Source organism: Streptosporangium sp. NPDC001559 (genome assembly GCF_042893955.1).
Classification (GTDB): domain Bacteria; phylum Actinomycetota; class Actinomycetes; order Streptosporangiales; family Streptosporangiaceae; genus Streptosporangium.
Map to the genome: position 1 here is coordinate 118,029 of NZ_JBIAVG010000006.1, position 21,527 is coordinate 139,555.

At 73.1% G+C, this 21,527-nt stretch carries 15 protein-coding genes; 7 read left to right on the forward strand and 8 right to left on the reverse strand.

The genetic code is table 11. From position 1 onward, the window contains the following. Positions 1–378 precede the first annotated feature (378 nt). The gene (locus tag ACFYY8_RS15660; protein WP_390041173.1) at positions 379–1,872 is read right to left on the reverse strand and encodes a glycerol-3-phosphate dehydrogenase/oxidase; all 1,494 of its coding nucleotides are present in this window, start codon (positions 1,870–1,872) and stop codon (positions 379–381) included. Then, positions 1,869–2,444: a TetR/AcrR family transcriptional regulator gene (locus ACFYY8_RS15665; protein WP_390041175.1), complete on the reverse strand. Its 576-nt coding sequence runs from the start codon at positions 2,442–2,444 to the stop codon at positions 1,869–1,871. The genes ACFYY8_RS15660 and ACFYY8_RS15665 overlap by 4 nt, the downstream gene beginning before the upstream one ends. Before the next feature lie 46 nt (positions 2,445–2,490). Here ACFYY8_RS15665 and ACFYY8_RS15670 point away from each other — a divergent pair, with 46 nt between their 5' ends. The 3 genes from ACFYY8_RS15670 to ACFYY8_RS15680 all read left to right on the forward strand — a co-directional run bounded on the left by ACFYY8_RS15670 (position 2,491) and on the right by ACFYY8_RS15680 (position 7,332). Next, positions 2,491–4,065 carry an FAD-binding oxidoreductase gene (locus ACFYY8_RS15670; RefSeq protein WP_390041646.1) on the forward strand — a complete coding sequence of 525 codons (1,575 nt, stop codon included), beginning with the start codon at positions 2,491–2,493 and terminating at the stop codon, positions 4,063–4,065. Between the two features lie 89 nt (positions 4,066–4,154). Continuing rightward, positions 4,155–5,675, forward strand: a complete 1,521-nt coding sequence (locus ACFYY8_RS15675; RefSeq protein WP_390041177.1) for a metallophosphoesterase family protein — start codon at positions 4,155–4,157, stop codon at positions 5,673–5,675. A gap of 49 nt (positions 5,676–5,724) precedes the next feature. Continuing rightward, a complete protein-coding gene (locus ACFYY8_RS15680; protein ID WP_390041179.1) occupies positions 5,725–7,332 on the forward strand; it encodes a bifunctional 3'-5' exonuclease/DNA polymerase in 1,608 nt (535 codons plus the stop codon). Here the strand turns inward: ACFYY8_RS15680 and ACFYY8_RS15685 are convergent. The 5 genes from ACFYY8_RS15685 to ACFYY8_RS15705 form a co-directional block, all read right to left on the reverse strand. Continuing rightward, on the reverse strand, positions 7,314–8,552 hold the full coding sequence (locus ACFYY8_RS15685; protein ID WP_390041181.1) for an MFS transporter: 1,239 nt from the start codon (positions 8,550–8,552) through the stop codon (positions 7,314–7,316). The two genes, ACFYY8_RS15680 and ACFYY8_RS15685, sit on opposite strands and share 19 nt — an antisense overlap. A gap of 115 nt (positions 8,553–8,667) precedes the next feature. Then, a complete protein-coding gene (locus ACFYY8_RS15690; RefSeq protein ID WP_390041183.1) occupies positions 8,668–10,659 on the reverse strand; it encodes a serine/threonine-protein kinase in 1,992 nt (663 codons plus the stop codon). Positions 10,660–10,748: 89 nt separating this feature from the next. Continuing rightward, positions 10,749–12,191: a DUF1116 domain-containing protein gene (locus ACFYY8_RS15695; protein WP_390041185.1), complete on the reverse strand. Its 1,443-nt coding sequence runs from the start codon at positions 12,189–12,191 to the stop codon at positions 10,749–10,751. Then, on the reverse strand, positions 12,188–13,603 hold the full coding sequence (locus ACFYY8_RS15700; RefSeq protein ID WP_390041187.1) for an FdrA family protein: 1,416 nt from the start codon (positions 13,601–13,603) through the stop codon (positions 12,188–12,190). Before ACFYY8_RS15700 ends, ACFYY8_RS15695 begins: the two co-directional genes overlap by 4 nt. Then, complete coding sequence (locus ACFYY8_RS15705) at positions 13,600–14,502, reverse strand: DUF2877 domain-containing protein (RefSeq protein ID WP_390041189.1); 903 nt, start codon at positions 14,500–14,502, stop codon at positions 13,600–13,602. The genes ACFYY8_RS15700 and ACFYY8_RS15705 overlap by 4 nt, the downstream gene beginning before the upstream one ends. Before the next feature lie 217 nt (positions 14,503–14,719). On the opposite strand from ACFYY8_RS15705, the gene ACFYY8_RS15710 reads away from it, so the two are divergent. Together ACFYY8_RS15710 and ACFYY8_RS15715 are read left to right on the forward strand one after the other, a co-directional pair. Then, positions 14,720–16,288, forward strand: a complete 1,569-nt coding sequence (locus ACFYY8_RS15710; RefSeq protein WP_390041190.1) for a PucR family transcriptional regulator — start codon at positions 14,720–14,722, stop codon at positions 16,286–16,288. A gap of 10 nt (positions 16,289–16,298) precedes the next feature. After that, on the forward strand, positions 16,299–16,520 hold the full coding sequence (locus ACFYY8_RS15715) for an RNA-binding S4 domain-containing protein (RefSeq protein WP_390041192.1): 222 nt from the start codon (positions 16,299–16,301) through the stop codon (positions 16,518–16,520). 3 nt (positions 16,521–16,523) lie between these two features. Here the strand turns inward: ACFYY8_RS15715 and ACFYY8_RS15720 are convergent, their stop codons facing one another. Further along, the gene (locus ACFYY8_RS15720) at positions 16,524–18,938 is read right to left on the reverse strand and encodes a germacradienol/geosmin synthase (protein WP_390041194.1); all 2,415 of its coding nucleotides are present in this window, start codon (positions 18,936–18,938) and stop codon (positions 16,524–16,526) included. A 284-nt stretch (positions 18,939–19,222) separates the two neighbouring features. Between ACFYY8_RS15720 and ACFYY8_RS15725 the strand changes: the two genes are divergently transcribed. Both ACFYY8_RS15725 and ACFYY8_RS15730 read left to right on the forward strand, forming a co-directional pair. Then, the gene (locus tag ACFYY8_RS15725; RefSeq protein ID WP_390041196.1) at positions 19,223–20,635 is read left to right on the forward strand and encodes a uracil-xanthine permease family protein; all 1,413 of its coding nucleotides are present in this window, start codon (positions 19,223–19,225) and stop codon (positions 20,633–20,635) included. Further along, on the forward strand, positions 20,632–21,525 hold the full coding sequence (locus ACFYY8_RS15730; RefSeq protein ID WP_390041198.1) for an FAD binding domain-containing protein: 894 nt from the start codon (positions 20,632–20,634) through the stop codon (positions 21,523–21,525). Before ACFYY8_RS15725 ends, ACFYY8_RS15730 begins: the two co-directional genes overlap by 4 nt. The last annotated feature ends 2 nt before the right edge of the window (positions 21,526–21,527 follow it).

Genomic DNA, 21,527 nt, shown 5'->3' on the forward strand with positions numbered 1-21,527 from the left:
AAGACTAACCTAAGGGTGTTGTGAGCGTGACGGAGGAGGAGCGGGGCGATCCCTGAGCGAATCGGACGTTCACTAAATCCTGCGGTGTCCCGCTGTCAATGGAAACCTCGAATAAAGCCGTTCCCCCGTGCGGGCGCCCACACCCCTGCTTCAATGGGCCCTGTCAACGGGCTCACACCGGCGGGCGGTCGTCCGCCGTCCCGAGCCGGCGGTCATGGGGTGGTGGTGGGCCACCGCTCCAGGTTCGCCGGGAGGGGCCCGTCGCCCCGAGTCTCCCCCAACCTCTTCTCCGTTCTTCTGTGATCTTTTCCGTGGTCTTTCCGTGATCCCAGGTGACCCCCGCGTGGGCGCACGGAAGTCGTCATACGGCGCCGCCGTTCAACGGTCGAGCGCCGCCCGCGCCGCGGGCAGGGCCACGGCCCTGTCCTCGGCGACCAGCCCGATACGGGTGCGGCGGTCGAGCAGGTCGTCGACGTCGAGGGCACCTTCGTGCCTGACGGCCCAGACCAGCTCGGCCCGGGTCACCCCGGTCGGCAGCGGTTCGGCCAGTGCCGGGTCCTCCCGTGTCAGTGCCTGTACCGCCGCCGCCTCACTCCCGTAACGCTCGGCCAGCCGTCCGGGTGTCCCGCTGTCCCCGGTCGCGCCGACCAGGGGCAGGCGGTCCGTACGGCTGCCGCCCGCCGGCAGGTCACGCAGCCGTACCGCCAGGTCGACCGCGTCCTGCGCCATCCGCCGGTAGGTGGTCAGCTTGCCCCCGGCGATCGTCACGACCCCGTCGCGGGAGACCGAGAGCGCGTGCCTCCTCGACAGGTCCGCGGTGCGTCCCTCGGCGTCGAGCAGCGGGCGCAGCCCGGCGTAGGCCCCGGCCACCTCCCGCCTGCCGATCGCCGTTCCGAGCACCGAGTTGAGCACGCCGAGCAGGAACGTCACGTCCTCCTCCGGGACCGAGGGCACGTCCGGCACCGGGCCTTCGACCGGCTCGTCGGTGAGCCCCACGTGAATCCTGCCGTCGGCCTGGGGAAGCACCAGGACGAACCGGTTGGCCTCGCCCGGGATGGGTACGTGCAGCCCGGCGGACAGGCCCGGCAGGGTCTCGGGACGCAGCACCAGATGGCTGCCGCGTGAGGGCCGCATCCGGACCTCGGGGACCAGTGTGCCCGCCCAGACGCCGGTCGCGTTGACGACCGCCCTGGCCCGGACCGTCAGGACCTGACCGGTCAGCTCGTCGCGGACCAGTGCTCCGTCCCCCGTCAGTTCGAGGGCCCGGCACCGGGTCAGGATCCTGGCCCCGTGCGCGGCGGCCGTCCTGGCCAGCGCGACGACGAGCCTGGCGTCGTCGGTCAGCCGCCCGTCCCAGGACAGCAGCGCGCCGCGCAGACCCCGGGACTCCAGGCCGGGCACCAGGCGCAGCGCCGTCCTCGCGGAGATCCTGGAGGGGCCGGGCAGCAGGCGCCTGGGCGTGCGCGCGGCGATCCGCAGCCCGTCGCCGAGCCGGTAGCCGGTCATCACCGTCGCCGCCCGGCCCCGGGAGACGGCCGGGGTGAGCGGCAGCAGGTACGGCTGCGCCCGTACCAGGTGGGGAGCGGTGCGGGTGAGCAGGACGCCGCGTTCGACGGCGCTCTCCCGCGCCACCCCGACCTGCCCCCTGGCCAGGTAGCGCAGGCCGCCGTGGACCATCTTCGAACTCCACCGCGAGGTGCCGGAGGCCAGGTCGCCCGCGTCGATCGCCGCGACGGACAGGCCCCGCGAGGCCGCGTCGAGCGCGGCGCCCGTCCCGGTGACGCCGAGTCCGACGACCAGCACGTCGACCACGAGGCCGGGTAGTCCGGCCAGTTCGCGGGCCCGCCGCGCCGCGTTGAGGGAGGAGTTCACGGCCGCAGATACCTTTCCAGGAGTTCGGTCAGCTCGGCGTCGAGGGCGTCCTCGGTGAGCGGGGCCAGCAGCACGGGGCCGGACAGCAGGAACGACTGGGCGGTGAGCACGACCGTCCCGGCCAGCCGCGCCGGGTCGCCGGGCCGTACGGTGCCCCGCTCCTGGCCCGTGGCGATGGCCGAGCCGACCAGCGAGAGCATCACCTCGTGGCTGGCGCCCCTGCGCCACAGCAGGTACGGCAGGAGCAGTTCGGGGTCCACCTCGACGATCTTGCGCCAGAGCGGGTGGCCGCGCAGCGCGCCGACGGTCGCGACCGCGGCGGTCACCGGGTCCTCGGTGGCGAAGCGGCCCGCGACGCGCAGCCACTCGCGGGTCATCAGGTCGGCGACCAGGGCGTGCACGTCGGGCCAGCGCCGGTAGATCGTCATGCGGGACAGCCCGGCCCTGCGGGCCACGTCGGTGAGCGTGGTCCGTCTGACGCCGACGGCGAGCACCACCTCCCTGGCCGCGTCGAGCACCGGGTCGGCGGATGTTCCGCCCTCTACGGGGTCATTGTGACGAATGGACGCCATATGTCACAGTGTAGAGGTGGACACTCCCAAGGAAACCGCCGAGCCCATGCTCTGGTCCGGATGGGGCGACCCCGCCGGGGCCGTCGAGCTGCCCGAGGCCGTACGGTCGCTGCTGCGCGACCTGCTGGGGGTGCGCGCGCCGAGCACCCCCGCCGTCGGGCTCGAAGAGGTGAGGCCGCCCGAGGCCGTGCTCGCGCCGTCCGTCCTCGACGAGCTGTGCGCGGCCGTCGGCGCCGAGCATGTCCGCTCCGACGACGAGAGCCGGATCCGGCACACCCGGGGCAAGTCGACCCCCGACCTGATCCGCCTGCGCGCCGGGGACGCCTCGCGGGCGCCGGACGCCGTGGTGCTGCCCGGCTCCCACGATGAGGTGCTCCGGGTGCTGCGGGTGTGCTCGGACCACCGGGTCGCGGTCGTCCCGTTCGGCGGGGGCACCTCGGTCGTCGGCGGTCTGAGCGCCGACGGGCACGGCTTCGCCGGGGTCGTCGCGCTGGACGTGGGCAGGCTCGACCGGCTCGTCTCCCTCGACACCGAGTCGATGGTCGCCGAGCTGGGGCCGGGGCTGCGGGGGGCCGAGGCCGAACGGCTTCTGGGCGAGCGCGGGCTCACCCTTGGGCACTTCCCCCAGTCGTTCGAGTACGCCACACTCGGCGGTTTCGCCGCGGCGAGGTCGAGCGGCCAGGCCTCCGCGGGCTACGGCGGGTTCGGCGACATGGTGGCCGGCATGACGGTCGCGACCCCGCGCGGCACCCTCGACCTCGGCCGCGCGCCCAGATCGGCGGCGGGCCCCGACCTGCGCCAGGTGATCCTCGGCTCGGAGGGCGTCTTCGGCGTGATCACCTCGCTCCGGCTCCGGGTACGGCGCGCGCCCACGGAACGCCACTACGAGGGATGGCGCTTCGCCTCCTTCTCCGAGGGCGCCGTGGCACTGCGGCGGCTGGCCCAGGACGGGCCGCTGCCGACCGTGCTCAGGCTCTCCGACGAGACCGAGACGATGATCGGGCTGGCCAAACCGGAGGAGATCGGCGAACCGGCGGCCGGGGCGGGCTGCCTGGTCGTCGCGGGCTACGAGGGCGGGCCGCCGGAGGCCGGGGAGACGCGGGAGCGGGCCGCCGCGGTGCTGTCCGAACTCGGCGGAACCTGCCTGGGAACCGAGCCGGGACAGGCGTGGGCGCGTGGCCGCTACGCGGCGCCGTACCTGCGGGACGCGTTGCTGGCGGAGGGGGCGACCGTGGAGACGCTGGAGACGGCGGGCTTCTGGGCCGTTCTGCCCGGGCTCTACGAGGCGGTGCGCACGGCGCTGACCGCCTCGCTCGGCGCGCCGCTGGTGATGTGCCACATCTCCCACGTGTACGCCACGGGCGCCTCGCTCTACTTCACGGTCGTCACGGCGCAGGAGGAGGACCCGGTGGCGCAGTGGGAGCGGGCCAAGCGCGTGGTGAGCGAGGTGATCGTGGCGGAGGGCGGCACGATCTCGCACCACCACGGGGTGGGACGCGACCACCGGGAGGCCTACGCGGTGGAGATCGGCGAGCTGGGCGGGGAGATCCTGCGCGGGATCAAGGAGCGGCTCGACCCGGAGGGGATTCTCAACCCCGGGGCGCTGATCCCCGACTCTTGATCTACAACGTAAAGGAGTCGGGTCGTCGTGATGGGCGGTTTCGCCACGAAACGGATGCGTCTCCGTAAGATCAACGCCAAGATATGACCATGGTCGATGTCGGGCGGGCCGCCAGGCGCGGGCGTGAGGTCTCCTCGCGGGTCTCCGAGGAGGGCGCGGGCTGGTCCTGCGCCCAGATGGGCACCTTCAGGGCCCTGGTGCCCGACAGGAAGACCTTCAGCTGGCTCAGCCCGCGCGTGCTGTGGAAGTCGAGGAACCAGGTGCTCGCCGGTCTGTTCGGCGACCCCTCGGGGCAGGCCAGGGCGCGCTGGGTCGCCGCGCAGCTCGAACGGGGGGTCGACCCCTCCCTCCGCGTCCCGATGGACGTCGGGCCCGAGTTCTCCTTCCTCCTCCTCGGGGACACCGGGGAGGGGGACCTGTCGCAGTACGCCGTCGTCCCCGGCATGCTCAAGATCGGGGCGGACACGGCCTTCGCGGTCATCGCCAGCGACGTGATCTATCCGGCGGGGGCGGGCGACGAGTACGAGGACAAGTTCTTCCGCCCCTACCAGGACTACCGGGCGCCGATCTACGCGGTCCCCGGCAACCACGACTGGTACGACGGGCTCGGCGGCTTCATGCGGGTGTTCTGTGAAGCGCCCGCGCTCGAACAGGAGCGGCGGCGCGGGTTCAGGATGTCGCCCTCGGGGGTGCGCGGCACGCTGTGGCGGGAGCCGGAGGCGATCGACGAGGTCCGCCTGACCGGCGCGCGCAAACTCAGGGCCCGCCCCGAGCAGCGTACGGCCCAGCCCGCGCAGCCGGGGCCGTACTGGGCGATGGAGACGCCGAGCCTGCTGATCGTCGGCGTCGACACCGGCATCCACGGCGACCTGGACCGGGAGCAGGGGCGCTGGCTGCGCGAGGTCTCCCGGGACCCGCGGCCCAAGGTCCTGATCACCGGCAAGCCGATCTACGTCCGCAACGACTACAAGCCGTCCAGGATCGAGGGCGGCGGGACGATCGACGACGTCGTCACCGACCCGGCCAACAACTACGTCGCGGCCATCGGCGGTGACGTGCACAACTACCAGCGCTTTCCGGTCAGGGTCGGCGACCGGACGATCCAGTACATCGTGGCGGGCGGTTCCGGGGCCTTCATGCACGCCACCCACACCACCCCCAGGATCACCGTCGGCGGGGTGAACGAGGACGACTACCGGTGCTACCCGCTGCGCGGCGACTCGCTGTCGTTCTACAGCAAGCTCTACAGCGAACGGCTGCGCATGCGCTGGCTCTACCTCACCCCGGAGGAGGGGCTGGCGCTGATGTCGCGGCAGATCGGCAACACCCCGCCGAGGGACATCGGGCCGGTCCCCATCACGCGCAGGATGCGCTGGGCGGCGCGGATCCTGGGCGGCTGGCCCATGCCGTTGCGGCTGCCCGTCGGCAAGACCTTCCACCGCTACCTGTCGGAGCTGTCCGACTGGGACACCCCGCCGTTCTTCAAAAGCTTCCTGCACGTGTCCGTGACCCCGGCCAGTCTGCGGATCCGCTGCTTCGCCGCGACCGGCTGCCTGCCGCAGGAGATGGAGCCGCCGCTTGAGGACGAGGTCGAGATCCCGCTCACCTGACGGGAAGCGCCTGGCCGGAAGTGTCGGTCCCGCGTGACAGGCTGGCCGGATGAACGTGGCAGTCGCCGCGGGGCCCGGCACCTCGGGGGTGCTGCGCCCCGACGGGCAGGGGTCCCGTACGGTCGCCGATCTGGCGGCGGCCGTACGGGAGCTTGAGACGGGGGCGGGGACGGCGACGCCCCGCTGGGTCTGGGCCGACACGCGGGAGGTCTACCCCGCGCTGTTGCGCGAGGGGGTGAGGCTGGGGCGCTGTCACGACCTGGCCCTCACCGAGGGGCTGCTGCTGGGCTACGAGGGGCGCCACGGCGAGCCTCGTTCGGCGCGGGCCGCGCACGCCAGGCTGCACGGCCTGCCGGTGCCCGAGGAGCACCCCGGGCCGCAGGCCAGGCAGGCGACGTTGTTCGACGAGGAGGCGCCCCCGCCGGACGCGGATCTGGTGGCCGAGGTCCACGCCGACCAGCTCAGGCGGATCGAGGCCCTTCCCGAGCCGGGACGGTTCCGGCTGCTGGTCGCCGCGGAGTCGGCGGGGGCGCTGGTCGCGGCCGAGATGGCCCACGAGGGCATGCCGTGGCGTCGTGACGCGCACGACGAGCTGCTGACCGGCCTGCTGGGGCCGCGTCCCGTGCACGGCATGCGCCCGGCCAGGCTCCAGGCTCTGGCCGACGAGGTCGCGCGGGCCTTCGGCGGCCCGTTCAACCCCGACTCCCCGCAGCAGATCGTCAAGGCGTTCAAGTCCGCCGGTCTGTCGGTGACCTCGACCAGGGCGCGGGAGATCAAGGAGGTCGACCATCCCGGGGTCGCGCCCCTGCTCGCCTACAAGGAACTGGCCAGAATCCACAGCTTCCACGGCTGGACCTGGGCCGACCAGTGGGTGCGCGAGAACCGCTTCAGGCCCGAGTACGTCGTGGCCGGGGTGGTCTCGGGGCGCTGGGCGACCAACGGCGGAGGGGCGTTGCAGATCCCCAAGGTGATGCGCAGGGTCGTGGTCGCCGACGAGGGCTGGACGCTGGTCGTCGCCGACGCCGCCCAGCTGGAGCCCCGGGTGCTGGCCGCGATGGCGGGCGACCGGGGCCTGGCGGCCGCGGCCGGGCAGATCGACCTCTACCAGGCGCTGGCCCGGGCGTTCGGCGGTGAACGCGACCACGCCAAGATCGCCCTGCTGTCGGCGATGTACGGCGGGACCAGCGGCGACGCGCCCAAGCTGCTGGCGGTGATGCGCCAGCGCTTCCCCAGGGCCTACCGGTTCGTCGAGGACGCCGCCAGGGCGGGGGAGGAGGGCAGGCTGGTCCGTTCCTGGCTGGGCCGTACCTCGCCGCCGCCCTCGGCGCGCTGGCGGGAGCTGGTCTCGGGGCCGGAGGGGGCCAGGGCGGCGCGTGACTGGGGACGTTTCACCCGCAACTTCGTGGTCCAGGCGACCGCGGCGGAGTGGGCGCTGGCGTTCATGGCCGTCCTGCGCGGCCTGCTGCCCCCTCCGGCGGCGCTGGTGTTCTTCCAGCACGACGAGGTGATGGTGCACTGTCCCGCCGAGCTGGGCCAGGAGGTGGTCGAGGCGGTCGGCAGGGCCGCGGAGGAGGCGACCGGGCTGCTGTTCGGGGACACGCCGGTGCGTTTCCCGATGCACGCCGTCGCCGTGCGCTGCTACGCCGACGCCAAGTGAACGGGCCGCAGGGCCAGCCAGGCGCCGGTGACGGTCACCATGACCGCGACGGCCGTACCGAGCACCCCGTAGGACAGGGTGCCGACGACCACTCCGGCGAGCGCCGCGCCCACCGCGCCGCAGACGTTCATCAGCAGGTCCGAAACGCCCTGTACGGCGGGGCGGTCTTCGAGCCGTACGGCCTCGCTGAGCATCGCGGAGCCGGAGATCAGCCCGCAGGACCAGCCGAGGCCGAGCAGCGTGAGCCCTGCCGCCACCCGGGCGACGTCGTGGGGTCCGGCCCCGCCCGCCAGGACCGCGGCGGCCAGCAGGAACCCCATGCCGAGCACGAGCACTCTGACCCGGCCGATCCGGTCGGCCAGCCAGCCGACCACCGGGGACAGGATGTACATGCCCGCGATGTGCAGGCTGAGCACGATGCCGATGACCGAGTAGTCCGCGCCGCCGTGGCCCAGGTGGACCGGCGTCATGGACATGATCGACACCATCGCCGTGTGGCTCACCGCGATCGCGGCCAGCGCCCGGGAGGCGCTTGGCTCCCGGCGAAGGGCCCGCCAGGCGGTGCGCGGTGTGCCGCCCCGCTTGGGGCCTCCCGTTTCCGGGGCCGCCGGGTTCTCCGCGGGGGCCAGGGAGCGGGCCAGGAGCAACGGGTCGGGGCGCAGACCGGCCAGGATGACGACCAGGGCGACGGCGAAGGCGATCAGGGAGAGCACGAAGGGGCCGGTGTCCGGTGCCAGGCCGAGGGAGCGGCCGAGGCGTTCCACGGGTTCGGCCAGGTTGGGGCCGGCGACGGAGCCGATCGTCGCGGCCCACACCACCCACGCCAGGTGCCGGGCGGTGTGCCCGGGCGGGGACAGGTCGGTCGCCGAGTAGCGGGAGGCCAGGCTGCCCGCGCTGGCGCTGCCGAACAGCACGAGGCCGCCGAGCAGCAGCGGCCACGACCGCACGGTGATGGCCGCGATGGTGATCACGCATCCCACCAGGGCGCAGCCGTAGGCGAGGGCCAGCCCGGCCCGCCGTCCGCCCCTGCCGGAGGTCCTGGCGGTCGGCAGCGCGAGCAGGGCGGCGCCGAGGACGGTCGCGGTCCCGGCGAGCCCGCTGATCGTCTCCGAGCCCGACAGCTGTGCGACGACCAGGGAGCTCAGGGAGAAGCCGACGGCGGTGCCGATCCCGCTGGCGATCTGCGCGGTGGACAGTACGACGAGCGTTCGCCGCTGCACCGTGGCTGTTTTCCGTGTTTCTTTATAGGAAATGGCGCTATTTGTGGGGGTTGCGGTCACAAATGGATTTTGTCATCACTTATAACGCTTTATCGGGCGGGATGGTGGGATCCGCTCAGGCGTTGGGCTGGAACGTCGAGAAGAAGACCCGCCGTGCCTGGGTGCCCCGGTCCCAGTCGAGATCCTGGGCGGTGAACGAGATCAGGTAGGCGTTCTGCCCGTCCACCGCGACATAGCGTGTCAAACCATGCATGGGGACGGCCCCGGGAGACTTGACGTAGGTGTACTCCCAGTCGGCCGCCCGCCATGAGCCGTACGGCACCGTCTCGACCCCGACCTCGGTGTACTCGTCCAGGTCGTCCTTGGTGATCCCGTCGAGCGCCGCGACCGGGTCGGTCACCGCGGTCTGGGAGACGACGACGCTCTGCCCGCTGTTCCTCGGCCCGTGGAAGGTCACGACCCCGTCGGCCTCACGCACCGTCCAGCCCCCGGGCAGAGCCGCCGAGACGCCCCCGGCGCCCAGCGTCCGGTAACCGCCGGGGATCTCGGCCCGGGACGGAGAAGGCGCGGCCGACGAGGGGGCCGAGGGAGCCGAGGCGGCCGGGGCGGGAGCCGCCTGCGGGGTGGCCGAACCGGGGAAGAACAGCAGGAACAGCACGGCGGCGACCGCGGCCAGCGCCGTGACCGCGCAGACCGCGATCAGCAGGGGAGCCGGACGGCCCCCGCGCATCCAGGGACCCTCGTTCACGGCCCTGCGCCGCGCGCTCCTGCGGCCGCCCGCCGCGGGAAGCCGTGTCCCGGCCAGGGTGTCCTCCTCGTCACGCCCGCGCGCCGAACGCCGCGCCGAGGCGGGAGGAGCCTCGGGAAGGTCGACGAAGGAACCACGCCCGAGACCGGAGGCCGGGCTGCGTAACGCGTCGTACCCGCGGCCGTGCCCCGTCTCCTGGCCGTCGGGGCGGGCGGTGGGGTGGCCGTCGGGGTGGACGGCCGGGACCCCGGAGGCGAGCCCGGGCGCGTCGTAGGGCACCCGGACGGGCCCGGAGGGGGTCTCGATGATCCGCGAAGGCAGTGGCCCCGTCGGCCCCGTCGGCCCCGTCGGCCCCGTCGGTCCCGGAGGCTGGGCGGGCGCGGACTGAGTGAACGAGGTCTGTGAGAACTGTGAGAACTGCGCGGGCTGCGGGGGCGCGGGCCGTACCGGGGTGAGGACCTCGGGCGCGGGCGGCACGGCGGGCAGCTGGTCGTGGGTCACGGAACCGTGGCTGCGCAGCACCCGGCCCAGCAGCTCGGAGACCTGCGTGGCGGTCATCCTGTCCGCCGGGTCCTTGCGGAGCAGACCCTCGATGACGGCGATCAGCGCCCCGGCCCGTTGCGGCCGGTTGGGCTCCTGGGTGAGGATCGCGCCGAGCACGGCCACCGCGTCCGGCCCCTCGTACGGCGGCCGCCCCTCGACCGCCGTGTACAGCGTCGCGCCGAAGGACCACAGGTCGGCGGCCTGGGTGATCGGCTTGCCGGACAGGCGCTCCGGCGGGATGTAGGCGGGCGAGCCCATCAGCAGGCCCGTCTGGGTGACCGAGACGTCGCCCTCTATCGCGGCGATGCCGAAGTCGGTGAGCACCACCCGGTCCGAGGTGAGCAGCACGTTGCCCGGCTTGATGTCGCGGTGCAGCACCCCGGCGCCGTGCGCGTGCCGCAGCGCGTCGAGCACCCGGACGGCGATCTCGGCGGCCTGCACGACCGGCAGCGGACCGTTGCGCCGTACGGCCTGCTCAAGGGACCAGGCGCGGACCAGCTCCATCACGATCCAGGGACGGCCGTCCTCCTCGACCACGTCGTGGACCGTGATGATCCCCGGGTGGCTGAGCCGGGCGGCCGAGCGCGCCTCGCGCAGCATGCGCCGGTGCGCGGCGTGCATGCCCTCCTCGTCCAGACCGGGCGGAAGGATCAACTCCTTGACCGCCACGTCACGGTCGAGCAGCACGTCGTGCGCGTGCCACACCACACCCATACCGCCCCGGCCGACCGGTGAGATCAGGCGGTAACGCCTGCCGACCAGCCTGCCCTGCGCCTCCGCCTCGGTCGTGCCGATGGTGTCGCCCTCCGAACCCATGGGGGGCACTCCCGGCAGACGATCGGTCGTCCTGCCTCGTCCCCGCAACCAACCCTATGCGCAAGGTTGGACACGATATCGGGATCGCGTCAGGCAACGGAAGTCGGCGGCCCGCCGGTGACGGCGACCTCGGCGACCTCGGCGAGCGCGGCCAGCGCGGAGGCGAAGGCCGAGACCGGTGGGGTCACCAGGCCCGCGCCGACCTGTCCCGTGCCCGCGACCCTGCCCGCGATGCCGGTGTTGACGACCGGCAGCAGGCCGGTCCTGGCGACCAGCGTCACGTCCACGCCGACCGGGGTGCCGCGGAAACCGAGCCCGGGGATCCGGTAGACCGGGTGTTCGGCGAGGGTGATCTCGTACATGGAGAGGGTCGCCTCCGTCGCGGCGGCCACCTCCCCGCCGACGAACCGGACGATCGCCGGGGCCGCCGCCATCGCGAAGCCGCCCAGGCCCGCCGTCTCGGTGATCGTGGAGTCACCGATGTCGGGGTTGGCGTCCCGCGGGCCGTACGCGCCGAGGTAGAGGCCGTCGGGTACGGCGGCGGGGCCGGTGAACCAGCGCTCGCCGAGTCCGGAGACCTGCACGCCGAAGTCGGTGCCGTTGCGGGCCATCGCCACGACGAGGCTGGAGCCGGGGACGTCCCTGGCGGCGTCCGCGCTCACCTTGCACGCCGCCATGGCCGCGTTGAGGAAGAAGTGGTCGTTGCCGCCGACGAAGCGCAGCACCTCGGCCGCGTGCAGGGGAGCCGTCTCGACCAGGCCGCAGGCCAGCTCCCGTACCAGCAGCGAGGTGGCGGCGCGGTTGCGGTTGTGCAGTTCATCGCCCATCTGCAGGGCCTGCGCCATCAGCGTTCCGAGGTCGAGCGGTCCGGCCGCCCGCAGCGTCTCGCGCAGCGCGGGGCCGAGCACCTCGCCCATCCAGCGCAGCCGCCGCAGCACCCCGTCGTCGTAGGCGCCGTAGCGCAGCACCCTGCCCAGGCCCTCGTTGAGCGAGCAGTAGGCGGTGCCGCCGTTCTCCGCGTCACGCACCTCGAACATCCACATGGACGGGCTGACCACGCCCGCCATCGGCCCGACCGCGCCCCGCCCGTGGCAGGGCTCAAGGCGGACATGTCCCTGTTCGAGCAGCCGCAGCGCCTCCTCGGCGTCCCCGGCCAGCCCTTCGAGCAGCACCGCCCCGGTGAGCGCGCCGCGCAGCGGTCCCGAGGCGCGTTCCCAGCAGATCGGCGGGCCCGCGTGCAGGAACGTGCCCGGAGGCAGGCCGAGGGCCTCACCCGCCCGCCGTACCCCGACGAGGTGAGGCCTGGCCGACGTCATGCGGCCGAGCGCCGTCTCGTTCGCGCGGGACCTGCGGGGGTCGGCCAGCACCCGTGCGACGTCGTCCCCGGTGCCCGGTAGCGGCGGGCGCCAGTCGACGGCCCTCCTCGGTACGGCCTGCGCGTCCAGCGCCTCTCCGAACACCTCGGCTCCGGCCGTGACCACCCTGGGTTCCCCGTAGAGGGCGGGCAGCAAAGCCGGAGTCGCCGGAGTCACCGCGCACCCGCCAGGAGGGCCGCCGCGTACCCGGCCGCGTGGGCGTTGGAGACGAAGACCGAGGCGCCAGCCGACCGCAGCGCCTCCGCCTGGGCGGTCAACCCCTGCGGGTCGTCGCGCGAGCCGACCAGCGCCACCACGACCGGCACGCCCCGGGCCACGGCCGAGGCGATCCCGGAGGCGAGCCCGGTGGCCGGATCGGGGTCGGCGGCGTGTCCGAGGACCACGTCGAGCAGCACGACGTCCCCTGGAGGCACCCGTGCGAGGGCCTCAAGGCGCAGGGAGGGATCGATCATCGGGTGCGCCCTGCCCCGGGTGTAGGCGTCGTCACCGAAGTCGGTGAACTCCCCGGTCCCGGCGACCGTCCTGGCCTCCGCGCACAGCGTGCCCCCCGAGTAGACGCCGCGCAGCGTCCCGGCGGGGCCCGCCCGCGGGCTCACGGGCGCGGGCCATGAGGGCCACACCGGGACCGGGACGCCCAGGGCCCGCAGTACGGCCTCCGCCGCCCGGGTCAGGTCGCCGGAGTCGCCGCCGGAACCGAGCAGTGCCGTCACCACCGGGGTGGACAGCGCCCTCGCGGCCCGCCGTACGGTCAGGCCGGTCTCGGGGGCGGGCGGTTTGGAGACCAGCACGATCAGCTCGGTGGCGGGATCGGCGTCGAGCGCCGCCAGGGCGCGCAGCGTGGACAGCCCGGCGACCTCGGCGGACAGGTCCCTGCCGCCGACGCCGAGCACGTGGCTGACCCCGACACCGGCCAGGTCCAGCAGGCAGGTCACCTGCTGGGCGCCCGTCCCCGAGGCGGCGACGACGCCGACGGGACCGGGCCGCAGCACGTTCGCGAAACCGAGACCCGCGCCGCAGATCACCGCGGTGCCGCAGTCAGGCCCCATGACCAGCGGGCCCAGCTCGGCCGCGCGCCTCTTGAGCAGCACCTCCTGCTCGACGGGGACGTTGTCGCTGAAGATCATCACCGAGAGGCCGGCCTCGATCGCGTCCATCGCCTCGGCGAACGCGTAGGGCCCCGGCACCGAGACCAGCGCCAGCGTGGCAGCACCCTCGCCGCCTCCACCGGCCCCGCGCAGCGCCGCCGAGCGCACGGTGCGCGCGGGCCGTTCCCCGCCGCCCTCCTGAACGGTTCGCGCGGTGAGGCCCGCGAGCAGCCGGTCCAGCTCGGCCCGCGCCGTCTCCAGGTCCTCTGGGCCCGCGCCGCGCAGCGCGACCAGCAGGTCGCCCTGTCCCGCCTCGGGCAGCGCGAAACCCAGCCCGGCGGCGAGGCCGAGGTTCAGTTCGGTGGCCATCGCCACCACCGCCACCTCGATCCCGGGCAGCGCCGACAGGGCCCCGCTGACCCGCATGAGGCTCACCGAGTCGTGGTAGACCCCGGGGCGCACCCGGACCAGGTCGGCGCTCAACGGCCCGCTCCCGCAAGCCCGGCCACCGCGGCGAGACCGGCGCGCACCCCCCACGCAAGGTCGGCTCCCGAGGTGTGGCCGATCTGGAACAGCCGGTGCAGCGCGGGTTCGAGCGCCTGCCGTCCGGCCAGGCCCCGCAGTACGGCCAGCACCTCCCCGCACGCCTCACCCCTGGCGGCGCAGTGCAGCAGCGCCGCGGAGATGGGCGTCGTCCGCTCACGGGCCTCGAAGGTGACCGCCGCGGCCAGCCAGTCGGCCAGCCACACGGCCCGGCCGACGCCCGAGGCGGTGCCGAGATGGCGCAGCGCGACCAGCAGCCCGGCGATCATGTCGTCTCCGCTCGGGGTGAGGCCGGGGCCGAGACCCACGAGCTGCTCGGCGGCCGTGACGCCGCGCAGCAGCGAACCCTCGGCGCACCCGAGCGCGAGCCGTACGGCGGCGTCGTTGCCCTGGAGGCCGGGGCGTCTCGGCGAACGCTCGCACAGTCCGGACAGCACCGGCAGCCAGGAGGCCAGCAGCGCGGGCTCGACGGGGCCGAGCGGCGGCGCCGCGTCCCACCAGCGGTGCGCCCGCAGGCCGAGGCCGCCGAGCTCGATGGAACCGTCACCGACCCACGCCTCCTCGCCCACGGAGACCCGGGGCATCGGGCCGTTGATCACCATCGCGTTGGGCAGCCGGACCGCGTCCCCGGAGAGCACCGCGACCACGTGGGGCTCCAGCTCCGTGCGGACCTCAAGGTAGATCCCGGCGGGGAAGGCCGCGAGCACCCGCGCGGGGCGGCGGGGCGACTCCAGCAGCGCGCGCAGGGCCGTGCTGGCCGCGCCCGTCGCGTGCGCCCGTACATGTCCTGGCTGGACGCCCCGGCCCCGCCGGGCCCTCGGACGCGCTCCGACGGTCATGAGCCCCCTCGCCTGCCTTTCACCGTGCCGTGCTGTGCCGTGCTGTGTCGCGGTCGTGCCGTCACCGTGCCGCGCGGCTGTGACCGGCCAGGACGCCCCCGTTCCACTGAGCCGACGGTAGAACGCCCGGCGAGCTCGCCGTACGGAGAAAGGTGCCAACAGAAACCCCAAAGGTTGGTTCTTCCTGACAGACGGCCTTATCGGTGACAATCACGTCATGGAACCTCCTGTACGGCTGGCGAGCACCGGAACCATCACCCACGGCGTGGCCGTAGGCGAGGTACTGGGCGTCTCGACACTCGCCGGGGCCAGGCTGCTGGCCGGAGGACGCGGCCTCGGCAGGATCGTGCAGCGGCTCAACGTCATGGAGGTTCCCGACATCCTCGCCTGGGTGAAGCCGAACGAGTTGCTGCTCACCACCGGCTACCCGCTGCGCAACACCCCGCAGTCACTCGACCGGCTGGTCAGCGACCTGGACGAACGCGGCCTGGCCGCGCTGGGCATCAAACTCGGCCGCTATCTGGACCGGCTGCCCGAGGAGATGGTCGAACAGGCCGACCGGCTCGGGTTCCCGCTCATCCAGCTTCCCGAGGACGTCGGCTTCGACGACATCCTCAACCAGGTCCTCACCGATATCCTCAACCGGCAGGCCGCGGCGCTGGCCAGGGCGGAGGAGGCGCATCGGGCGCTGGTCCAGGTCGTGCTCGCGGGCGGCGGGCTGGGCGAGGTGACCGAGGAGGTGGCCGGGCTGCTCGGCGCCGCAGTCGCCGTACTGGACGGGGCGGGGCAGATGCTGGCCGCGGCGGGCCCCGCCGAGCAGGTGGCGGGGCTGCGCGCGTCCGGAGCGCGGGACCGGGGGGAACACCTTTTCGTCCCCGTCGTCGCGGGCGGCCACCACCACGGGCGGATCGTCGCCTGCGCCCCGCCGAGGCCGGGGGAGAACGACATCGGCATCCTGGAGCGCGCGGCCACCGTGGCCGCGCTCGTGATCACCAGGCAGGAGGCGGTGAACGCCGTCGAGAGCAAGTACCGCGCCGACTTCCTGCGCGACGTGCTCACCGGCAGGGCGGGCAGCGCCGAACGGGTCGCCGCGCGGGCCAAGGCCTTCGGCTGGGATCTGCGGCGCCCGGTGACCGTCCTGGTCGCCGAACTCGACCCGGACGGCGACGAACGCGTCGCCCAGGACAGGCTGGTCACCTGCTGGACCAGCGCGATGCGCCGCCACGACGGGCACGGCGCGGTCGCGGGCTTCTCCCACGAGGTCGTCGCGGTCGTGGACGCCGCCGTGGACACCACCCGCCTGGCCAGGGACGCCGTCGCCGCGTTCGCCGAGTGCCTGCCCGCGACCTTCTCGACCGGCGCGAGCCGTACGGCCGCCGGGATCGAGGTCCTGCCGGAGGCGTACGGCCAGGCCGTGAAGGCCGCCAGGGTCGGCCGCCAGCTCCACGGCCCCGGCGCGGTCGCCCACTTCGACCAGCTGGGGGTCTACCGGCTGCTCTCCCTGGTCAGCGACACCGAGGAACTGCACGCCTTCGTCCGTGAGACCCTCGGCCCGCTCGCCTCCGACACCGACGCGGACAACGGCGATCTGCGCAGGACCCTGCAGGTGCTGCTGGAGACCAACCTCAACGTCGCGGAGACGGCCAGGCGGCTGCACTTCCACTACAACACCCTGCGCTACCGGATCGGCAAGCTGGAGCGGATGCTCGGCGACTTCACCGAGGACGCCCATCTGCGGCTGAACCTGACCCTGGCCCTGCATGTCCTGAGGATGCGCGGCATCTAGACTCACGGGCGTGGACGAGACCTTTGAGCTGGAAACCGACTACATCCCGTTGTGCGACCTGCTGAAGTACTGCGCCGTGACCGACACGGGCGGCCAGGCCAAGCACTTCATCGCCGAGGGCAACGTCACGGTCGACGGGCAGGTCGAGCTCCGCAAGACCTGCAAGATCCGCGCCGGACAGGTCGTCGCCGGGGACGGCTTCGAGATCCACGTGGTCGCCCCCGGCGGCTGACCGTCACGCCGGGCCGCTCCCCGAGGGGGACGGTACGGGGACCGGGGAGAGCCTGGCCGCGGACGTGCCGAGCCCGGAGGGCCTCCTGAACGCGGCGACCCCCGCCGGAGCCGGTGCCACCGGTGCCGCTGCCGGTGCGGCCGGAGCCGCCGAGGAGGGCACGTCGTGCGAGGCGGCGGCGGGGCGGAGGCGGAGCGCCGAGGTGCCCGGCCCCGAGGGCAGGAACCGGGAGATCACCGTCGCGGGCACCACCGCGGACACGGAGCCGTGGTGGTGGCGGCGCAGTTCGGCCTCGGTGTACCGCGCGCACCTGCGGTGCCACTCCAGGATTCCCGACATCCACTCCTTGAGGCCGTCGGCGTGCCGGGTGAGGACGCCGCGGACCTCGTCGCCGAGGTCGAACTCCTCGAACATCGCGGGCAGGTCCTCCTCGACGATGTGCTGGAACTGCCGCATCCGCGCCGTCATCAGGTCCGCCACGACGTCCCTGGCGGTCAGCCGGTCCACCTGGAGGAAGTTCTCCACGACCAGCACCATGTTGTGGACCTCACCCTCGAACTCGACCTCCTTCTGATAGGAGAACAGGTCGTTGGTGAAGGTCGCGTAGTCCTGGGCGGCGGTGTCCAGCTCACGCATGACCCTGGTGTGGTACAGCTCGGCGGGCACCAGGTCGTAGTGCGCGAGCTTGGCCAGGCTCATCGTCAGGCCGGAGCCGAACGTGTCGCGGCGCATCTCGACGTAGTCGACGGGGTCGGGGACCCGGTTGCCCGTCTGGTTGCCCAGCTCCCACAGCCAGCTGCTGGTCATCGCCTCGATCGCCGCGCGGAAGTCACGCCTGGCGGCCTCGTTCATCGGTGCGGCCGTACGGCGCCACAGGTCGGCCAGGCCCCGTTCGAGCGGGTTGAGCGGCTCGGGGACCGCGCCCAGGTCGATCGGCATGAACAGGCCGAGCCGTTCGTCGCAGAGCTTGGCCGCGACCAGGTCACGGGAGGAGCCGAAGACCACGGGGTAGTAGTCGTCGCCGTAGGTGCCCCAGGCCAGCCAGTCGGACGACAGGTTGAGCTGTTCGAGACTCGCGTCGGCGTGGATCATCGAGGCGCAGTGCGCCAGGTCGAAGAGCAGGAAACGCCGCTCGTCCCAGACGCAGCCCGCCTCGACTCCGGGGATCGCGTCGAACAGGCCGACCCGGCGCGCCCAGCCGACCGAGTCGCGGCGGGCGGCGTCCAGGTGGGGGCTGATGCGGACGGGATAGGGCATGTGGAAGTCGGGCAGCGGCAGGTGCCCGACCGGCTCGAAGGGCCGGTGGGACTGCTGGCGCGTCCTGCGGGCCAGACCCGGCGTCAGCGCCGCGGTCGGCAGCCGCGCGGCCGAGGTGCCCAGGCCGAGGGGTCCCCTGGAGACGCCGGGGGAGGTGACGGCCCCCTCGTTCATGTAGCGGCTCGACCTGGCGTGCCACTCGTGGCCGCCCGACTGCCAGTCCTGCAGGCCCTTGACGTACAGGCCGACCGCGACCTGCTCGTCCGGGGGCAGGGCGTGCTCGGCCAGCAGCGCCGGGATCTCGGCGAGCGCGGTGTCCTCGAACTGCAGCAGCCGTGAGGTCAGCAGTTCGTTGACCAGTTCGGCGGCCTCCTGGGTGGGGCAGTCGAGGAAGCGCTCGAAGACCAGGACCGCGTTGGAGTTCTCCCCCTCCTCACGGACCTCGCGCTGGTAGGAGAACAGGTCGTTGCGCAGGTGCACGGCGTCGGAGAAGGTGTCGCACAGCACGTGCAGCGGCCTGGTCCCGGCCAGGACGTCGGGGATCTCGGCGCCGACGGCGTACTCGACGAGGTTGGCCGACCAGGGCGCCCCGCCGACCCTGCGCCGCATCTGGATGTACTCGATGGGGTTGGCGATCCTGCCCTGGTCGATGTTGTTCAGCTCCCACATCGACTCGATCATCAGGTTGTGCGTGCTGGTGATGAACCGCCGCCGCCACCCGGACGACATCGAGGGGATCGTCCGCCTCCACAGGTCCTTCAGCCCGGCCTCCGCGGGGTTCTCCGGCTCGGGCGGCTCCTGGCCGTCCACGGTCATGAACAGTTCGAGCCGGTCGAGGTGCGCCTTGGCGCCGCGCAGGTCACGCGAGTGCTTGAAGTGCTCAAGGAAGTGGTCGTCGAAGAAGAACACCCAGACGTACCAGTCGGTGATCAGGTCCAGGGCGGGGCCGTCGCAGTCGGGGTGGGTGTAGGCGCACATCAGCGCGTAGTCCATCTTCGCCAGCGCCTGCTCGTCCCAGACAAGACCGCCACCGGGCTTGGGCGAGTCGAGCATGCCCATCTCGCGGGCCCAGGCGTTGCTGTGCGCGCGGGCACGTTCCAGATGCGGATTGAGCCTGGCGGGGTGCGGGATGTAGAAGCCGGGCAGCGTGAAAGCCTGCATGGGGGCGCGCCTACTCTTCTCTGGGGCCGATCAGGACGGTTCACTCAAAGTCGCGAAAGCGCCACTCACCGTACTGCATCACATGGTCGTACCGGGAGTTCTCTGACCAATCTCTCCAACCTCCCCATGATCACACAGCTGGGTTTCGCGCGTGGTGCCTACGGGAAACCCTCCGTAGACCCCCGCCCGTCCGTGGCGCGGGCCGCGACGACGGCATGGGAGTTCGCCGGAGGGAAGCCTGCGGGGCGGCCGCCGACCGACGGCCCGGTGAGAGGTGGGGCTTGATGGTTGCGAGGTGGACCAAACACGGGGACGGCAGGACCCTCGCGCCCGGTGAGGTCGTCAAACCGGACGAGCGGATGTCCTGGCCGCGCATGGTCGGCTTCGGCGCGCAGCACGTCGTGGCGATGTTCGGCGCGACGTTCGTCTTCCCGCTGGTCATGGGTCTCGACCCCAACATCGCCATCATGTTCTCCGGCGTCGCGACGATCATGTTCCTGCTCATCGTGAACGGCAGGATCCCCAGCTACCTCGGCACCAGCGCCTCCTTCGTCGGCGGGGTGCTCGCCATCAGGTCCCTGTACGGCGGGGACACGCCCGCGGCCGACGCGATCGTCACCGGCGCCGTCCTCGTCGTCGGGCTGGTGCTGGCCCTGGTCGGCCTCGCCGTACAGCGGCTGGGCGTGCGGGTCATCAACCAGGTCTTCCCGCCGGTCGTCACCGGCGCGGTCGTCATGCTGATCGGCTTCGGGCTGGCCTACGTGGTCGCCGACGTCTACTGGCCGCAGGACCAGTGGATCGCGCTGGTCACGATGACCGCGACCTTCCTTTTCCTCGTGGTCCTGCGGGGCTTCGCCGGCCGGATCGCCATCCTGCTCGGCCTGGTCCTCGGCTTCGCGCTGTCCTGGGCGGCCGACCGGGTCCTCGGGGACGTCACCGCCTACAACGCGGTGACCCAGCGGATCGACACCCACCCCAGGGTGAACCTCTCCGCGGTCGCCGACGCCGCCTGGGTGGGGTGGCCGGACACACACCTGCCGGACATCAGGGTCTCCGCCGTGCTGCTGGTGCTGCCCGCGGTGATCGCGCTCGTCGCGGAGAACGTCGGCCACGTCAAGGCCGTCGGCGAGATGACCCGCACCGACGTGGACCCCTACCTGGGCAGGGCCGTCGCGGCGGACGGCCTGGCCACCGCCGTCGCCAGCGCCTTCGGCGGCTCCCCGACGACCACCTACGCGGAGAACATCGGCGTCATGGCCGCGACCAGGGTCTACTCGACGGCCGCGTACTACATCGCGGCCCTCATCGCGATCCTGTTCGGCCTGTGCCCCAAGTTCGGCGCGCTGATCGCGGCGACCCCGGGCGGTGTGCTCGGCGGCATCACGGTGATCCTCTACGGCATGATCGGCCTGCTCGGCGCGAAGATCTGGGTGGAGAACCGCGTCGACTTCTCCGACCCGGTCAACATGGTGCCGATCGGGGCGGGGATCATCCTCGCCATCGGCCCGGTCAGGCACACCTTCGGCTCGGCCTTCACGCTTGAGGGCATCGCGCTGGGCACCGTGGTGGTCGTCGGCGGTTACCACCTGCTGCGGGTGCTGCGGCGCGGAGACCGGGCGGGCGGGGGAGCGACCGGCGGCCAGGACGGTGGAGGACAGGATGGCGGGGGAACGGGCGAGGGAAGGGCGGTCGGGTGAAGCCGCCCCCGTTCGACTACCACGCCCCCCGTTCCGTCGGCGAGGCGCTGGAGATCCTCGCCGCCGCAGGGCAGGAGGGCAAGGTCCTCGCCGGGGGGCAGAGCCTGATCCCGATGCTGAACATGCGCCTGACCCATCCCCGGCACGTCGTGGACGTCAACGGGCTCACCGAACTGGCCACCGTGGAGGCCGGGCCCGGCGGCGTCCTGGTCGGCGCGCTGGCCAGGCACGCGCAGGTCGAACACTCCGAGCCGGTCGCCGCAGTACAGCCCCTGCTGCGCAGGGCGCTCAGGCTGGTCGCCCACCCGGTGATCCGCAACCGGGGCACCGTGGTCGGCAGCCTGGCGCACGCCGACCCCGCCGCCGAACTGCCCGCCGTGCTGGCCCTGCTCGGCGGTTCGGTACGGCTGGCGAGCCCGGACGCGACCAGGGAGGTTCCCGCGGGCGCCTTCTTCACCGGTCCCCTCGAATCGGCGTTGCGGCCGGGAGAGCTGGCCGTCTCGGCGCTGTTCCCCGCCCTGGCGCCGCGTTCGGGCACGGCCTTCCACGAGGTGGCCAGGCGGCACGGCGACTACGCGGTGGCCGGGGTCGCCGCGCTGGTCGTCCTGGACGAGGACCTTCGGGTCGTCACGGCCAGGGCGGCGTGCGTGAGCGCCGGGCCGGTCCCGGTGGTCGTGGACGTCTCCGGGGCCTGCGGTCACCGCCCGTGGGGCTCGGCCGACTGGCGGGGCGCGGCGGCGGCCGTACGGGACGGGACGGAACCGGAGACCGACATCCACGCGAGCGCGGACTACCGGCGGCACCTGCTGGGGGTGCTGGCCGAACGGGCGCTGACAGAGGCGGCCCGGGAAGCGGCGCGGGAAGCGGGACGGAAGGCGGCGCGCGGGTGAGG

Bases quoted from the DNA above. Each gene is read 5' to 3' on its own strand.
- ACFYY8_RS15665 (WP_390041175.1), bottom strand. From the start codon at position 2,444: ATGGCGTCCATTCGTCACAATGACCCCGTAGAGGGCGGAACATCCGCC.
- ACFYY8_RS15670 (WP_390041646.1), top strand. From the start codon at position 2,491: ATGCTCTGGTCCGGATGGGGCGACCCCGCCGGGGCCGTCGAGCTGCCC.
- ACFYY8_RS15675 (WP_390041177.1), top strand. From the start codon at position 4,155: ATGGTCGATGTCGGGCGGGCCGCCAGGCGCGGGCGTGAGGTCTCCTCG.
- ACFYY8_RS15680 (WP_390041179.1), top strand. From the start codon at position 5,725: ATGAACGTGGCAGTCGCCGCGGGGCCCGGCACCTCGGGGGTGCTGCGC.
- ACFYY8_RS15690 (WP_390041183.1), bottom strand. From the start codon at position 10,659: ATGGGTTCGGAGGGCGACACCATCGGCACGACCGAGGCGGAGGCGCAG.
- ACFYY8_RS15705 (WP_390041189.1), bottom strand. From the start codon at position 14,502: ATGACCGTCGGAGCGCGTCCGAGGGCCCGGCGGGGCCGGGGCGTCCAG.
- ACFYY8_RS15710 (WP_390041190.1), top strand. From the start codon at position 14,720: ATGGAACCTCCTGTACGGCTGGCGAGCACCGGAACCATCACCCACGGC.
- ACFYY8_RS15720 (WP_390041194.1), bottom strand. From the start codon at position 18,938: ATGCAGGCTTTCACGCTGCCCGGCTTCTACATCCCGCACCCCGCCAGG.
- ACFYY8_RS15725 (WP_390041196.1), top strand. From the start codon at position 19,223: ATGGTTGCGAGGTGGACCAAACACGGGGACGGCAGGACCCTCGCGCCC.